The organism is Streptomyces sp. NPDC093094, from assembly GCF_044754345.1.
In the GTDB taxonomy this organism is placed as follows: domain Bacteria; phylum Actinomycetota; class Actinomycetes; order Streptomycetales; family Streptomycetaceae; genus Streptomyces.
In genome coordinates, this window is sequence record NZ_JBIVOX010000021.1 from 29,704 (window position 1) to 47,116 (window position 17,413).

Below are 17,413 nucleotides of genomic sequence, written 5' to 3' on the forward strand. Positions count from 1 at the left end.
GGCGGCGGCGTCTGCCGTGCAGCCGTGACGGCGCGGTCAGCCCTGGCGGGCGACGAGGCTCGCGGGACGCAGATCGCTCCAGTGCTCCTCGACATGGCCGAGGCACGCCTCACGGGTGTCCGGGCCGACGACGGTCCGCCACCCGGCCGGCACCTCGGCGAAGGACGGCCACAGCGAGTGCTGGTTCTCGTCGTTGACCAGGACCAGGAACGTGCCCTGCGGGTCCTCGAACGGGTTGGTGCTCATACGGTGTCACTCCTCGGGGACGGTACGGTGAACAGCTCGGACAGCGGTGCCTGCGGACGGGCCGCCACGGTGCGCAGCAGCTCCTGGAGTTCGTCGGCGAGCCGTCGCGCCTTGGCGGGACCGAGCAGGTCGGTGGCGTGGATCAGCGCGCAGTGCACGGGGCCGTCGCCGCGCGGCTCGTGGAAGCTCAGGGTCAGCTCCGCCCGGGACGAGCCGGTCGGCACGGCCTCCAGCGAGCCCGCGCCGCCCTCCAGCCGTGCCAGGTCGGCCTGTTCGTGGTGGACCACCATGACCTGCGGCCCCTCGACCGGCAGACCCGTGGCCCGGGCGACCTCGTGGTAGGGGACCTCCTGCCGGTCCAGGGCGCCGAGCGTGGTCTCCCGCACCCGGGCCAGCAGCTCCTCGAACGTCGGGTCTCCCCCGGTGTCGGTGCGCAGCACGACCGTGTTGAGGAAGCTGCCGACGAGGTCGGCGAGCCGGTCGTCGGTGCGGCCGGCGACCATCGTGCCGATGGGCAGGTCGGTGCCCGCGCCGTGGGCGGTGAGCAGAGCCGCGAGCGCGGAGTGCAGCACCATGAACATGCTGGTGCCGGTGGCGCGGGCGAGCCGGTCGACGGCCGCGTGCAGCTCCTCGTCCAGCAGGAATCCGACATGGTCCGCGGGCCGCCGGGAGGCGTCCGCGACGGCGGGGCGGGGCCCCTCGGCCGGCAGCGCCAGCCGGGCCGGCGCGTCACCGAGGATCCGGCGCCACTGGGCGAGCTGCCGCCCGCCGCGGCTGTCGGGGTCGCCGAGGTCGCCCAGGACCTCGTGGGCCCAGAGGGTGTAGTCGGTGTACGTCACCGGCAGCGGCTCCCAGCCGGGCGCCCGGCCCGCGCGGCGTGCCGCGTAGGCGGTGGTGAGGTCGCGGAACAGCGGGACGACCGACCACTCGTCCACCACGAGATAGTGCAGGGCGAGCAGCAGGGCCTGGCCGCCGTCCGGGCCGGTGAGCAGATGGGCCCGCAGCGGCGCCTCCCGCTCCGGGTCGGGAGCCCGGGCGGCGAGTTCGCGCAGGCGGGCGTCCAGGCCGGCGCAGCGCTCCTCGACGAGGACCGGGGCGTCGGCGGGCCGCTGGTGCACGGTGCCCGCACGGTCGGTGAACGCGGTGCGCAGCGGCTCGTGACGGCTCACCACGTCGGCCAGCGCGGCGGCGAGCGCCTCCGTGTCGAAGCCGTCGGCGGCGCGCAGGGCCAGCGCGTGGTCGAAGCCGGGACCGCGCCGGTACGCCTCCCACTGGGCGCGCTGGCCCGGTGCGAGCGGCAGCGCCCCCTCGTGCCGGCCGGCGGCCCGCAGCGCCGGCCGGGCGGCCGCGGCCCCGTCGAGCTTGCCCGCGATGCCGGCGACGGTCAGCGCGTCGAAGACGTCCCTGATGCCGAGGTCGACCCCGAACTCCGTGCGGATCCGGCCGAGCAGCCGCATCGACGCCATCGAGTGGCCGCCGAGCGCGAAGAAGTTGTCGTGCACACCGACACTGTCCAGCTTGAGGATCTCGCAGAACAGCGCGGCGAGACGGGCCTGCGTCCCGGTGGCGGGCCGGGCGTCGCCGGTCATCGCCGACCAGTCGGGCGCGGGCAGCGCCTTGCGGTCCAGCTTTCCGTTGGGGGTCAGCGGGAGCGGGCCGTCCAGGGGCACCACGAGCGCGGGGACCATGTACTCGGGCAGCAGCGCGGCGACATGGGCGCGCAGCTCCTGCGGGTCCGGCTCCCCCGCCTCCGGCACCGCGTAGCCGATCAGACGGACGATGTCGCCGTCCCGGTCGGGCACGACGGCGGCCTGGGCGACCGAGGGGTGCCCGGCGAGGGCCGCCTCGATCTCGCCCAGTTCGATGCGGAAGCCCCGCACCTTGACCTGGGTGTCGACCCGGCCGAGGAAGTCGAGGTTGCCGTCACGGCGCCACCGGGCCCGGTCGCCGGTGCGGTACATGCGGCTGCCGGGCGCCCCGTAGGGGTCGGCGACGAACCGCTCGGAGGTCAGCCCCGGCCGGCCCAGGTAGCCGCGGGCCAGACCGCGCCCCGCGATGTACAGCTCGCCGGTCACGCCGGGCGGCACCGGCCGCAGATGCTCGTCGAGGACGTAGGCGCGCGTGTTGGGGTCGGGGCGGCCGATCGGGACCCGGCCGGCCGGAGCGGTGCCGTGCTCGCGGGCGGGCCACAGCGTGGAGTTGACCGTCGCCTCGGTGAGTCCGTAGGCACAGATCAGGTGGGCGGCGGCGCCGAACCGTTCGAAGAGGTCCGGCGGCACGGTCTCGGTGCCGACCAGCACGGTCGACCCCTCGGGCAGGGTGCAGCCGGGCGGCAGCGCCGACATCAGGGACGGCGGCAGGATCATGTGCGTGATCCGCCGGTCCGCGAGGAAGTCGGTGAGCGCCGGGCCGGCGACCCGCGCCTCGTCGGTGATCAGGACGAGGCTTCCGCCGTGGCACAGCGCCATCGCCAGTTCGAACGCGAAGACGTCGAAGCCGATCGAGGCGAACTGGAGCACACGGCTGCCGGGGAGCAGCCCCATCCGGTCGACGGCGGTGGCGACCAGGCTGGAGATGCCCTCGTGCGGGACGACGACGCCCTTGGGACGGCCGGTGGAGCCGGAGGTGTAGATCACGTACGCGGCCCGGTCCAGGGCGATCGGGCCGCTCTCCACGGCGGCGTCGGACAGCGCGTCCAGCTCGCTCGCCGTGCCGGGGGCGTCGAGCAGCACCACCGGCACGCCGGGCACCCCGGGGACCTTCCCGGCGACGGGTTCGGTGCCCACCACCAGGGCGGCCCCCGAGTCCTCGATCATGTAGGCGAGGCGGTCGGCCGGGTGGACCAGGTCGAGCGGCAGGAAGGCGGCGCCCAGCTTCAGCGCCGCGAGCACCGTGGCGATCAGGTCCACCGAGCGGGGCACGGCCACGCCGACGACGCTCTCGGTGCCGACGCCGTGGGCGGCGAGCAGCCGTGCCACCCGGTTGGCGCGGGCGTCGAGCTGCGCGTAGGTGACCGAGAGGGCCCGGTCGACGACGGCGACGGCGTCGGGCCGCTCGGCGAGACGGCGGGCGAACAGGTCCGGGAAGGACTCCTCGTCGACGGTGCGCGGCGGACCGTTGAAGTCCTCCAGGACGAGCCGCCGTTCGTCGTCGGTGAGGATCTGCGCGCGGGACAGGGGCTGCCCGGGAGCCGCGACGAGCGCCGCGACGAGCCGGCGGAGACGGTCGCCGAGTTCCTGGGCGGTCTGCGGGTCGAACAGCTCGGTGGCGTATTCGAGGCGGCAGTCCAGCGAGCCGGTGCCGCCGTCGGCCGGGGTGTGCTCGGTGAAGCTGAACACGAGGTCGAACTTGGCCGAGCTGATCCGGAACGGCACGTACTCGGCGGTGAGGCCCGGCAGTCGCAGGTCGTCGGTGGTGCGGGCGTGGTAGCCGACCATCACCTGGAAGAGCGGGTTGCGGGAGAGGGAACGGGTCGGGTTGAGCGTCTCGACGACCGACTCGAACGGCACGTCCGCGTGGGAGAAGGCGGCCAGGTCGGTCTCGCGGACCCGGGCGAGCAGCTCGGTGAAGCCGGGGTCGCCGCTGACGTCGGTGCGCAGGACCAGAGTGTTGACGAAGAAGCCGACCAGGTCGTCCAGGGCCTCGTCGCCGCGTCCGGCGATGGGCGAGCCGAGGGGGATGTCGTCGCCCGCGCCCATGCGGTGCAGCAGGGCGGCGACGGCGGCGTGGACCACCATGAACATGCTGGCGCCCGTCTCCCGGGCGAGCCGCCTCAGGCCCTCGTGCGTCGCGGTGTCGAAGGGGAGGTGCAGCTCGGCTCCGGTGAACGCCGGACGGGCGGGCCGGGGCCGGTCGGCGGGCAGTTCGAGCTCCTCGGGAGCGCCGGCCAGCGCCGAGCGCCAGTGGTCCAGCTGGCGTGCGGCGAGGCTGTCCGGGTCCGCGGGGTCGCCGAGCAGACGCCGCTGCCAGAGCGCGTAGTCGGCGTACTGCACGGGCAGCGGGGTCCAGTCGGGTGCGGTGCCGCCGCGGCGGGCCTCGTAGGCGGTGGCGAGGTCCCGCAGGAAGGGCCGGTCCGACCACTCGTCGGTGGTGATGTGGTGCAGCAGCAGCACGAGCGCGTGGTCGTCCGGGGCGAGCTCCACGATCGTGGCCCGCAGCGGGAGTTCGGCGGCGAGGTCGAACGGCCGGCCGACGGCCGCGTCGACGATGCCGGGCAGTTCGTCCTCCGTGGCGCGGATCCGCTCCACGACGGGCCGCGCCTGCCCGGCGGGCAGGACACGCTGGAACGTCCGGCCGTCGGGCTCCGTGAGGAAGACGGTCCGCAGGGCTTCATGACGGTGCGTCACATCGATGAGGGCGGCGCTCCACGCCTCGGTGTCGAGCGTGCCGCGCATCCGCATGACGAGCGGGAAGTTGTACGCGGCCGAGGTGCACTCGATCTGCTGGATCACCCACAGCCGCTGCTGGGCGTGGGACAGCGGCAGTTCGCCGGGGCGCTCGCCGGCGGTCAGCGCGGGGCGGGCGGCGGCGCCGCCGCGGTCGGCGCGCTCCACCAGCTCGGCGACGGTGGGCGCCTCGAACAGATCACGGATCGCCAGCTCCGCGCCGAGCGCGGTACGGGCCCGGCTGATCAGCCGGGTGGCGAGCAGGGAGTGCCCGCCCAGTTCGAAGAAGTCGCCGTCGATGCCGACGCCGCCCTCGGGCAGACCCAGCACCTCGGCGAACAGGGCGCACAGGGTCTCCTCGCGCGGGGTGCGGGGCGCGCGGCTGATGCCCGTGCCCGTGAAGTCGGGGGCGGGCAGCGCCTTGACGTCGAGCTTGCCGTTGACCGTCAGGGGCAGAGTGGCGACGGTGACGAGCGCGGACGGGACCATGTAGTCGGGCAGTCCGGTCCTCAGGTGGTCGCGCAGTTCCCGGGTCAGTTCCTCGCCGCGCGCGGCGCCGTCCTCGGGGACGACGTAGCCGGCGAGACGCTTGGTGCCGGTGGTCTCGTCGACGACGACGGCGGCGTGCGCGACCGCCGGGTGCGCGGACAGCACGCCCGCGATCTCGCCCAGCTCGATGCGGTAACCGCGGACCTTGACCTGGTCGTCGGTGCGGCCCAGGAAGTCGAGCAGCCCGTCGGGGCGCTGCCGCACGAGGTCGCCGGTGCGGTACATCCGCTCGCCGGGTTCACCGAACGGGTCGGCGACGAAACGTTCGGCGGTCAGGCCGGGCCGGGCGTGGTAGCCGCGGGCCAGGCCGGTGCCGGCGATGTACAGCTCGCCGGGGCAGCCCGGAGGGACCGGCCGGAGCATGGTGTCCAGGACGTGGGCGCGGGTGTTGCGGATCGGCACGCCCACGGTGGAGGTGGCGCTGTCGGTGGTGGAGCCGCCGAGTGTGTTGATCGTGTACTCGGTCGGCCCGTACAGGTTGTAGCCGTAGGTGCCCTCGGTGCGGCGCAGCCGCGCCCACACGCTGTCGGGGACGGCCTCGCCGCCCAGCAGGACCAGCGCGGGCCGGTGCCTGCCCGTGGCGTCGTCCTGGTCGAGCAGGCCCTGCTCGATGAGGAGCTGGGCGTAGGTGGGTGTCACGTTGACGACGTCGACACGGTGGGTGTCGCAGTAGGCGACCAGCGCCTCCGCGTCGCGCCGCAGTTCCTCGTCGCAGACGTGGACCTCGTGGCCCTCGACCAGCCAGAGCAGCTCCTCCCAGGACATGTCGAACGCGAAGGAGACGGTGTGCGCGATGCGCAGCCGCCGTCCGCCCACGGAGGCGATGGCCGGGTCGAAGATCTCCTTCTGATGGTTGAGCTGCATGTTCGTCAGGCCCCGGTAGGGGGTGACGACGCCCTTGGGCCGGCCGGTGGAGCCGGAGGTGTAGATGACGTACGCAGGGTGCTCCAGGCGGCCGGGCACGCCGTGGGCGAAGGCGGGCCGCTCGGCGTCGGTGATCTCCCCGCCCGGCAGCCCGGCGAGTGCGGCGGCGACGGCCGGTTCGTCCAGGAGGAGTTCGGGCGCCGCGGGTCCCCTCCCGCCGCGCAGGGCAGGGGCGACCGCGGCGGTGGACACCAGGCACAGGGGGCCGGTGTCCTCCACCATCAGCCGCAGCCGGTCGGCGGGGTGGTCGAGATCCAGCGGCAGATAGGCGGCGCCGGTGCGCAGGACCGCGAACAGCGCGGCGACCATGTCGATGGAGCGGGGCAGCGCGAGCGCGACGACCTTCTCGGGCCCGGCGCCCCGGGCGAGCAGCAGCCGGGCGATCCGGTTGATGTGCGCGTCGAGTTCGGCGTAGGTGAGGGCGCGTTCGCCGAAGACCAGGGCCACGGCGTGAGGAGTGCGGGCGACCTGGGCGGCGAGCATGTCGGCGACGGTCTCGTCGGGCACCGGTTCACGGCCGGCCGTCCACGCGGTGTGCAGCGCGATCCGCTCGCCCGGCAGCAGCAGGTCGACGTCGGCGGTCCGGGCCGGGCCGACGGCGCCGGTGAGGGCTTCGCCGAAGCGGTCGAGGACGGCCGTGAACCGGGCGAGGACCCTGGTCGCCTCCTCGGCGTCGAACAGGTCCGGCCTGGCGGCGAGCGTGACGCGCAGCCGGGTGCCCGGGGTGACGATCAGCGTGAGCGGGAAGTGCGTGCCGTCCACGTTGGACATGCCGGTGATGCCGTGCCGTCGCCGCAGCTCGGCGGCGCGGTCCTCGCCGTCGGCGGAGCGGAGCACGAAAAGGGTGTCGAACAGCCTGCGGTGTCCGGTCTCCTGCTGGAGGGTGCCGAGGCCGACGTGCTCGTACGGCATGACGGCGGCGCGCTCGGCCTGGATGCGCCTCAGCAGGTCGAGCAGGGGCTCGTCCGGGGCGAACGCGATCCGGGCGGGGACGGTGTTGAGGAACATGCCGATGATGGCGGACACCCCGGGCACGTCGGCGGGCCGTCCGGCGACGGCCGTGCCGAAGGCCACGTCGGCGCGGCCCGTCGTCGCCGAGAGGACCAGGCCCCAGGCCGCGTTCAGCACCGTGTTCAGGGTGAGGCCGTGGCGGCGCGCGAGGGCGCGCAGGCGGTCGCTGCTCTCCCGGGTGAGCACGGCGTCGAAGTCGGCCGGGATCACCGGGCCGCCGTCCCGGCCGGACGGGGCGACGAGGGTCGGCTCGTCGAAGCCGGACAGCGCCCGCCGCCAGGCGCCGAGGGCGGCCTCGCCGTCCTGCTCGTCCAGCCAGGCCAGATAGTCGCGGTACGAGCCGGGGGCGGGCAGTCCGCCGGCGTCGCCGGACCTGTCGTACAGGGTGAACAGCTCCTCCAGGAACAGCCACGCGGACCAGCCGTCCCAGACGATGAGGTGGTGGGTGACCACGAGCCGGTCCCGGCCGTCGCCGAGGCGGATCAGCAGCAGCCGGCACAGCGGGGCCGAGGACAGGTCGAAGCGGCGGCGCCGGTCCGCCGCGAGCAGCTCCTCGGTCCGCGCGCGCTGCTCGTCGGCGGGCAGGCCGGACAGGTCCGCCTCGACGAGCGGGATCTCGGCGCCGTCCACGACGAACTGCACCGGGCCGGGCAGTCCGTCGCTGAGGAATCCCGCGCGCAGGCTGGTGTTGCGCTCCAGCAGGGTGCGGCAGGCGGCGCGCAGCCGGCCGGTGTCGACCCGGTGGTCGAGGTCGAGCGTCTCCTGGGAGAGATAGACGTCGAGGGCGTCGCCCGCGTCGTAGGTGGCGTGGAAGTACATGCCCTCCTGGAGCGGGGAGAGCGGCCAGACGTCCGCGACCGGGAGTCCGGCGGCGGCCTCGACGCGGGCGGTCTCCTGCGGGGTGAGCACGAGGCCGCCCAGCGGGCGGGGTGCCTCGGGCTCCTCCCGGGGGGCCGCCGCGGCGGTCAACCGGTCCAGGAGGGCGCGCAGGGCGGGGTCGACGGCCGTGCCGGAGCTCGCCTGCCGGTCGAGCATCTCCTGGAGGGCGGCCGCCGCCGGTCCGGCGTCCGCCGCGGAGACCGTCACGGCGTCCGCGGGCGCGGAAGGCCCGGGCTCCGGTGCCGTGTTCTTCGCGGCCGCGTCCTGTGCGGCCGCGCTCTGTGCGAGTGCGCTGCGTGCGAGTGCGGCGGGGGTCCGGTGTGCGAACACGTCACGCGGGCTGACGGTCATCCCCCGCTCCCGGGCCCGGGTGACGACGGCGATGGAGGTCAGGCTGTCGCCGCCGAGCATGAAGAAGTCGTCGTCGACGCCGACCCCTTCGGCACCGAGCACCTCGGCGAAGATGCGGCACAGGGCGCTCTCGCGCTCGTCGGCGGGCGCGCGTCCGCCGGACCCGGTGACGGTCCCGGGCGCCGGAAGGGCGCGCTGGTCGAGCTTGCCGCTGGGGGTCAGCGGCAGTTCCTCCAGCGCCACCACGGCGCCGGGGACCATGGCCGCGGGCAGCGCCCGCGCCAGCGCGGCGAGCAGGGCGCCGGTGTCCAGGGTGCCGACGGCCGGGACGACGTAGGCGACGAGGGCGCCGTCGCGGACGGTCACGGCCGCACGGGCGACGCCCGGCAGCGCGGCCGACGCGGCCTCGATCTCGCCGAGTTCGACGCGGTTGCCGCGGATCTTGACCTGGCGGTCGGTGCGGCCCAGGTACTCGACGGTGCCGTCGGGGCGGCGGCGCACCAGGTCACCGGTGCGGTACATCCGCTCGCCGGGCCCGCCGAACGGGTCGGCGACGAACCGTTCGGCGGTCAGACCGGGCCGGCCGTGGTAGCCGCGGGCCAGCTGGACCCCGGCGAGATACAGCTCGCCGGGAACGCCGTCCGGCACCTGGCGCAGGAAGGGGTCGAGGACGTGCAGCCGGGTGTTCCAGACGGGCCGTCCGATGGGCACGGCGAGCTCGGTGCCCCCGTCGTAGGGGAAGTACGTGACGTCGACGGCCGCCTCGGTGGGGCCGTAGAGGTTGTGCAGCGGCACGGAGCCGGAGGCCAGGTCCTCCCAGCGCCGGGCCTGTGCGCCGGTCAGCGCCTCGCCGCTGCAGAACACGCGCCGCAGGCTCGCCGCCCAGCCGGGAGGGCCGCCGAGGCTCTCCAGGGCCTGGGTGAACGCGGCCAGCATCGACGGGACGAAGTGCAGCGTCGTGATCCGCCGCGAGCGGATCAGACCGGCCAGATAGGCCGGGTCGCGGTGGCCGTCGGGGCGGGCGAGGACCACGGTCGCGCCTTCGGCCAGCGCCCAGAAGAACTCCCACACGGACACGTCGAAGCTGGAGGGTGTCTTCTGGAGCACGCGGTCGTCGGCGGTGAGCCCGTACTCGCCCTGCATCCAGGCGAGCCGGTTGACGACGGCCCGGTGGGTGACAGCGACGCCCTTGGGGCGGCCGGTGGAGCCGGAGGTGTAGATCAGGTACGCCGGGTGGTCGGGACCGGCGGAACGGCCGGGGGCGGCCGCCTCGGCCACCTCGGCCTCCCGGCCCTGCCGGTCCTCCCGGTCCTCCCGGCCCTGCCGGCCCTGCCGGTCCTCCCGGTCCTCCCGGTCCTGCCGGTCCTGCCGGTCCTGCCGGTCCTCCTGAGCCTCCTGGTCCTGCCGGCCGAGCACGAGCAGGTCCAGGTCCTCCGCCCCGGGCAGCCGGCCGGCCGCGTCCTGCGTCGTCACGACGGTGCGGGCGCCCGAGTCCGCGAGCATGAACGCCACGCGCTCGGCCGGGTAGTCCAGGTCGACGGGCAGGTAGGCGGCACCCGACTTGAGGACCGCGAGGAGCGCGACCATCAGCTCGGCCGAGCGGGGCACCGCGACGGCGACGTACTGCTCGGGTCCGGCCCCGCGCGCCCGCAGCCGCCCGGCCAGGGCCTCGGCACGCCGGTCCAGTTCGGCGTAGGTGAGGGTCGTGTCCTCGAAGACGACGGCGGTGGCGTCCGGGGTCCGGGCCGTCTGCGCGGCGAGCAGCGAGGCGAGCGTGGCCTCGGGCACGTCGTGCGCGGTGGCGTTCAGTCCGGCCAGGTGCCCGTGCTCCCGGTCGGTGAGCAGCCCGGTACGGGCCACCGTGCGTCCGGGCTCGGCGGCCAGGGTGCGCAGCAGGCCGGTGAACCGGTGGGCGAGGACCGCCACCGTCAGCCGGTCGAGGCGGGCCGCGTCGTGCTTGAACCGCAGCCGCAGGCCCGCACCGTACGGTCCGCCGGGGTCGCCGGGTTCGACGATCAGCGCGAGCGGGTAGTGCACGGCGTCGAGCACCTCGGTGTCCGTGACGCGCAGTGCTTCCTGCCCGGCGGCGGTCCGGGCGTCGGCCGCGGGGGCGTCGGCCGCCGGGTGGTTCTCGAACACCACGAGTGTGTCGAAGAGTTCGCCGCCGCCCGCGATCCGCTGGATGTCGGCGAGGCCGAGGTGCTGGTGGTCCAGGAGCGCCGCGTGCTCGTCCTGGACGCGGCGCAGCAGGTCGCCGAGCGGCTCGTCGGGGCGCAGGGTGACCCGTGTGGGGACGGTGTTGATGAACAGGCCGACGGCGGAGTCCAGTCCGGCGACCTCGGTCGTCCGCCCGGACACGGTGGTGCCGAACACGACGTCCCGGCTTCCGGTGAGCGCGCCGAGGAGCAGGGCCCAGGCACCGTGGACGACGGTGCCGAGGGTCAGGCCGTGCGCCCGTGCGAAGGCGGTCAGTCCGGCGGTGAAGTCCTCGGGCAGCCGGGTGTCGACGTGCTCCGGACGGGCCGGGCCCCGCTCGCCGTCCCCGGCCGGGAAGAGCGCGGCCAGCCGGGTCGGCTCCTCCAGGCCCGCCAGGGCCTCGCGCCACGCCTCGCGGGCGGCGTCCTGGTCCCGTCCGGCCAGCCACGACAGATACGGGCGGGGGTCGGCCGGTTCGGGCAGGGCGTCGCCCCGGCAGGCGGCGGTCAGTTCGCGCAGCAGGACGGCGACGGACCAGCCGTCGGCGACGATGTGGTGCAGGGTGAGCAGGAGCCGGTGACGGCGGCCGTCCCGGACGAGGGTGGCCCGCAGCAGCGGGGGCCGCGCCAGGTCGAAGCCCTCGGCGCGGTCGGCGGCGAGCAGTTCGTCGAGCCCGGTGACGGAGGTGTCGGCCTGCCGCCAGGGAAGCGTGGCGTGGCCCTCCAGCCGCTGGACGACCTCGCCGCCGGGCAGCTGGCGGAAGGAGGCCCGCAGCAGAGGGTGCCGGTCCAGCAGGAGCTGGAGGGCGCCGCGCAGCCGGCCGGGGTCGATGTCGCCGTCGAGGGTGAGCAGTTCCTGGACGACGTACAGGTCGGGTGCCTGCGCGTCGAACGCGGCGTGGAAGAAGAAGCCCTCCTGGAGCGGGGAGACCGGAGCGGCGTCCTCGTCGAACCCGGCGGGCTCCCGCGCGGGAACGTCACGGGTCTCGGCGGCGGCGCGGGCGAGCGCGGCCACGGTGCGGAGCCGGAACACCTCGCGCGGGCTGACGGCCAGCCCGGCCTCACGGGCGCGGTTCACCAGCTGGACGGCGACGATGCTGTCTCCGCCCAGCTCGAAGAAACTGTCGTGGACGCCGACCGAGGGCAGGCCGAGGACGTCCGCGAACAGCCCGGCGAGCGTGGTCTCGGCCGGCGTCGCGGGCAGGTCGGCGCCGCTCATGGCGGTCCAGCGGGGCTCGGGCAGGGCGCGGCTGTCGAGCTTGCCGTTGGGGGTCAGCGGCAGCGGCCGGTCGAGGACGACGACGGCGGACGGCACCATGTGGTCCGGCAGGGTGTCCGCCGCACGGGCGCGGGCGGCGGAGACGGCGGCGCCGGGGTCCGCGGTGTCCCCGTCCGTGCCTGTCCCGGGGACGAGGTAGGCGACGAGGCGCTTGACGCCCCGGTGGTCCTCCCGGGCGAGGACGGCGGTCTGGGCGATGCCCGGGCAGGCCATGAAGGCGCTCTCGATCTCCCCGGGCTCGATCCGGTGACCGCGGATCTTGATCTGGCCGTCGGCGCGGCCGAGGAACTCCAGGTTGCCGTCGGCTCCCCAGCGGACCCGGTCCCCGGTGCGGTACATGCGGCTGCCCGGCTCGCCGTACGGGTCGGCGACGAACCGTTCTGCCGTCAGGGCCGCCCGGCCGTGGTAGCCCCGGGCGAGGCCGCGTCCGGCGATGTACAGCTCGCCCTCGGCCCCGGCGGGTACGGGGCACAGGGCGGCGTCGAGGACGTAGGCACGGGTGTTGGGGTCGGGCCGGCCGATCGGTGCCGGGCCCGGGCGCCCGGGGTCGGCGTGCCACAGCGTGGAGTTGACGCTGGCCTCGGTGAGCCCGTAGGCGACGACGACCCGGACCCGTCCCGCCCAGCGGGCGACGAGTTCTCCGGGCACCGCCTCGGTGCCGACGACCAGGACGGCGCCGTCGGGCAGTTCGCACTCCTGCGGCAGTGCCGAGACCAGCGACGGCGGCAGGATCATATGGGTGGCCCGGTGCCGTGCGATGTATTCGGTCAGGGCCGGTCCGGCGACGCGCCGTTCTGCGGGGACGACGACGATCCGGCCGCCGACGCACAGCGACATGATCAGGTCCCACACGGTCACGTCGAAGCCCACGGAGGCGAACTGGACGACACGGCTGCCGGCGGTGACGCCGATGCGGTCGGTCGCGGTGGCGATCAGGCTGCCGACGCCGTCGTGCGGGACGACGACGCCCTTGGGGCGGCCCGTCGAGCCGGAGGTGTAGATGACGTACGCCGCCTGGTGCAGGGCGACGGGCACGCCGAGGTCGGTGCCGTCGAACGCGGCGGAGGCGTCCGCGGTGGCCGGATCGTCGAGCACGAGAGGGGTGAGGCCCGGTGCCGGGGGCAGTGTGCCCGCGAGTTCCCGGACGGTGATCACGGTCCGGGCCCCGGCGTCGGACAGCATGTGGGCGAGCCGGTCCCGGGGGTGGTCGGCGTCCAGGGGCAGGTAGGCGGCTCCGGCCTTCATCACGGCGAGCAGGGCCACGACGAGTTCCGGGGAACGCGGCAGGGCGACGGCGACGATGTCCTCGGCGCGGGTCCCGCGGGAGACGAGGAGACGGGCGAGCCGGTTCGCGGCGGCGTTCAGCTCCGTGTACGTCAGCTCGCGCTCCTCGCACACGAGCGCGACGGCGTCCGGCGAGCGGCGCACCTGTGCCTCGAAGGCGGCGGGCCAGGACAGGTCGGTCACCTCGCGCGGCGAGGTGCCGAACGCGTCGAGCAGCAGGGCGCGTTCGGCGTCGGTGACAAGGCCGAGCCGGCCGATCGGGCGGTCCGGCTCCGTGGTGAGGGCGTGGAGGAGGGCGAGGAAGCGCCGCTCGTGGTCGCGCAGGGTCGCCTCGTCGCAGACGGCCGCGTCGGCGTCGAGGTGCAGGCGCAGGCCGCCCGTGTCCGCCGTCCCGGCGAACGTGAAGGCGAGGTCGCTGACGGGGCCGAGCCATTCCGGGCGGAGTTCGGCCGTGCAGCCGGTGAAGCGCAGGCCGTCGGAGCGGGGCAGGATGTTGACGGTGGGGCCGACGAGTTCCGCGACACCGCCGACGAGTCCGAGGTCCTTCGCCAGGTCCTCGGCGCGGTGGCGGCTGTGCTCGACCGCCTCGGCGACGGCGTCGCGGACCTGCGTCACCAGGTCGGACACGAGGGTGGCGGGACGGACGGTCAGCCGCAGCGGGACGACGTTGGAGACCATGCCGGGCACGACGGCCGACACGGCGTCCCGGCGGGCCGCGACGGGCAGGCCGAGGACCAGGTCCTGCTCGCCGGTGACGCGGTGCAGATACGCGGCGACGGCGGCGAGCAGCACCCGGGAGGACCGGGTGCCCGCGCGGCCGGCGGCCGTGTGCAGCCGGCGTGTCACGTCGGCGGAGAGTTCCACGGACCGCCTCAGGCGCCGGGCCGTGAGCGAGGGCGCGCGTCCGGCCAGGCGTACGGGCTCGGAGCGGTCCGCCATGCGCTCCTGCCACCAGGCGCGGTCCTGCGCGTACCGCGGGGAGGCCCGGTGGCCGAGGTCGGCGTCCACCAGCCGTGACAGGGACCAGCCGGGGCGCGCGGGAGCCTGCTCCCCCAGGGTGTAGAGGTCGCCGGCCCGGCGGGTGATCAGCGCCACGCCCGTGCCGTCGACGGCGAGGTGGTGGTACCGCTGGTACCACCAGACCCGGTCGTCGGCGAGCCGGAGCAGGGCCTGGGCGAACAGCGGTCCGCGGGCCGGGTCGGCCGGACGGTCCCGCTCGGCGGCGATCCAGCCGCCGGCGGCCTCCTCCGCGTCGGCCGACCCGCGCAGGTCGACGACCGGCACGTCGACGACGGCGGCGACGGGTGTCTGGCGGGGGCCGTGCTCCCCCTGCGTCACCCGCACATGGAGGCACTCGGCCTCTGTGACGGTCTGCCGTACCGCGGCGCCGAGGCGGTCGAGGTCGATGTCACCGCGCAGGTCGAGGGCGAAGACGATGTTGTAGGCGGAGCTGTCCGGCTCGATCTGCTGGGCCAGCCAGATTCCGGATTGCCCACCGGTCAAGGGAATTCCGGGTGCGGATGTCCGTTCCGACTCGACGTCAAACATCGTGCGCGATGGCCTTTCCCTGGAGGTACGGCGGTGGGGGTGACGGACGACCGGGCGCGGGGGAGGCTCCTCGGCGAGAGGCGCGAGGCGAGAGGCGCCAGGCACGCCGGGACGGCCGTCCCGCCACCGGACGGCGCCGCCCTCCCCCGCTCCGCGTCAGCGGCGGGACGCCGCTCGACGGATCATCTGACGGATCAGCGGATCACTTGACAGCCGTCAGCAAGGGCTCGATCTCGTCGATCGCGTACGGGATCGACAGGACCGTGTTGAAGGAGAACGCGGCGCCGATGTCCGGGTCCTGGTACGGCACGAACAGGTCCCGCTTCTCCTGGCTGACCTTCAGCTTCTTGTAGAGGGGCTCGGCCTTGATGCGGTCGTTGGCGTCGGTGCTGGAGGTGACCCACACGAGCCGGTCGACGTCGAGCACGTTCAGCTTCTCGGCGCTCAGCTCGGCGACGTTCCAGCCCGGCTTGGCGAGCGAGTCGATCTCCGGCTTCAGCTTGAATCCGAGCTCCTGGAAGAAGATCGACTTGGGGTCGGTCTTCGTGAACGCCGAGTACTTGCCCGCCTCGAAGCTGTCCGCGACGGCGAGGGTGTTCTCGGCGAACTCGGGGTGCTCGCCGCGGACCGCCTCGAAGCGGTCGTCGATGTCGGAGATCAGCTTCTCGGTCTCGGTCTCCTTGCCGAGGGACTTGCCGATCTGGCGGGTCATCACCTGCCAGGACGCGCCGTAGTCGGGCAGCCCCTTGGGCTGGGCGACCACCTTGGTGAACTTCGAGAGCGTGTCGAACTGCTCCTTCTTCATGCCGGAGTACTGCGCGATCACCAGGTCGGGCTTGAGTGCCGCGATCTTCTCGATGTTGTACTCGTCGCGCTCACCGACGATCTGCGGCTTCGTGGACCCCCACTTGTCCTTCGTCCACGGCCACTTGCCGTACGGCTGCTCCTTGAACCAGTCCACCGCCCCGACCGGCTCGACCCCGAGCGCCAGCACGGCGTCCTGGTCCGACAGGCCCAGGGTGACGACCCGCTTCGGCTCCTTGTCGATCGTCGTGCTGCCGTACTTGTGCTCCACCGTCACGGGGAAGGCGCCGGACGGCTTCCCGGCGCCGTCCGACGCGTCGGACGGGGAGTCCGTCTCGTCGGAGCCGCCCCCACAGGCGGCCAGGGCGAGCGCGGCGACGACGGCGGCGGCCACGCGTGGGAGATGTCGTGCGGTGCGGGTCGGAGCGGAGCGCGTACCAGTGAACACGGGTGTTCCTTTCACGGGGATCTCATCAGTGCGTGCCGCGCCCGCCGGGTGCGACGGCGCAACCCGGCGGGCGAGGCGTGTGGGGGGCTCGGCCAGGACGGAGTCCTGGGGACAGAGGGCTCCCTAGCGGACGGAGCCGATGCCGTCGGCGATCGGCCTGGGGGCGCCGTGCTCGGGCGCCGGCCGCCTGCCGAGGATGGAGTCCAGGATCTCGCCCACCCGGATCGCGGTGTTGGAAAGGAGCGACGACGTGATGCCGTGGGTGTGTTCGGTGCCGCCCTGGAGGTAGATGCCGCAGCGCAGTTCGGGGTCGGTCGTGACACGGTAGTCCCGCTCGACGCGGACGCGTCCCTCCTCGTCCCGGTGGCAGTGCTCGGCGACCGGGCCGAGGAGCCCGGCGGGGTCGGCGGGGCTGTAGCCGGTGGCGTAGACGACGACATCGGCGTCGAGGGTCGTCTCCTCCCCCGTGACCAGGGAGGTGACGAAGGCGCTGACCCGGTCGCCCCGGTCCTCGACCCCGGTGAGGCGGGAGACGTTGAGGAAGCGCAGACGCTCCGTGCCGAGGACCTTCTCCTGGTACGCCTGCCGGTAGAGGTCGTCGATCAGGTCGATGTCCACCACCGAGTAGTTGGTGTTGCCGTGGTAGGCCATCAGCTTGCGCTTCACGTCGGTGGGAGCCGTGAAGTACTCGTCGACGGCGGAGGGGTCGAAGATGCGGTTGGCGAAACTGCTGTCGTCGGCGGGGCTGTAGCCGTAGCGGGAGAAGACGGCGCACACCTCGGCCTCGGGGAAGCGGCGGTGCAGATAGGCGACGTTCTCGGCCGCGCTCTGTCCGGCGCCGACGACGACGAAGCGGGTGGGGTCGATCCCGTCCAGGCTCTCGACCTTCGCGAGCAGTTCGGAGTTGTGCCACACACGCGCCGACCGCTGGACGCCGTCGGGCATGATCGGGCGGAGTCCCGTGCCGATGACCAGGTTCCGGGCCCGGTGGACCACCGTCTCGGTGCCGGACCGGGCCGTCACGTCCAGGTACTCGACGACGCCGTCCCGCAGGACGGGTTCGACGGCGACGACCTCGTGGCCGTAGGAGACCATGTCGTCGACCTTGGCCGCGGCCCACTCGAAGTAGTCGTGGAACTCGACGCGGAGCGGGAAGAGGTTCTTGTGGTTGACGAAGTCGATCAGCCGGCCCCTGCTCTGCAGGTAGCACAGGAAGCTGTAGTCACTGGACGGATTCCGCAGCGTCACCAGGTCCTTGAGGAAGGACACCTGCATGGTCGCGTCGTCGATCAGCATGCCGCGGTGCCAGCCGAAACTCGGCTGCCGCTCGAAGAAGTGAGCGGTGACGGCCTCCTGCCTTCCGACGCGGGTGTTGTGCTCGCTCAGCGCTATCGCCATGGCCACATTGGACGGTCCGAAACCGATGCCAATGAGGTCGTGGACCAGAGGGGCGTCGCCAGGAAGACCCTGAGACATGTCACTCCCATCGTGCGGAACCACCGCCTGTCAG

4 protein-coding genes are annotated in these 17,413 nt (G+C 74.1%); all 4 read right to left on the reverse strand.

The genetic code is table 11. The annotated features are described in order from the left end of the window. Nucleotides 1-36 precede the first annotated feature (36 nt). A complete protein-coding gene (locus ACIQGV_RS32900) occupies nt 37-246 on the reverse strand; it encodes an MbtH family protein (protein WP_402501192.1) in 210 nt (69 codons plus the stop codon). Beyond that, the gene (locus ACIQGV_RS32905; protein ID WP_402501195.1) at nt 243-14,651 is read right to left on the reverse strand and encodes an amino acid adenylation domain-containing protein; all 14,409 of its coding nucleotides are present in this window, start codon (nt 14,649-14,651) and stop codon (nt 243-245) included. Before ACIQGV_RS32905 ends, ACIQGV_RS32900 begins: the two co-directional genes overlap by 4 nt. A 202-nt stretch (nt 14,652-14,853) precedes the next feature. Further along, nucleotides 14,854-15,903 carry an iron-siderophore ABC transporter substrate-binding protein gene (locus tag ACIQGV_RS32910; protein ID WP_402501198.1) on the reverse strand — a complete coding sequence of 350 codons (1,050 nt, stop codon included), beginning with the start codon at nt 15,901-15,903 and terminating at the stop codon, nt 14,854-14,856. Nucleotides 15,904-16,026: 123 nt separating this feature from the next. Then, nucleotides 16,027-17,379: a lysine N(6)-hydroxylase/L-ornithine N(5)-oxygenase family protein gene (locus tag ACIQGV_RS32915; protein WP_402501201.1), complete on the reverse strand. Its 1,353-nt coding sequence runs from the start codon at nt 17,377-17,379 to the stop codon at nt 16,027-16,029. Between the last annotated feature and the right edge of the window lie 34 nt (nt 17,380-17,413).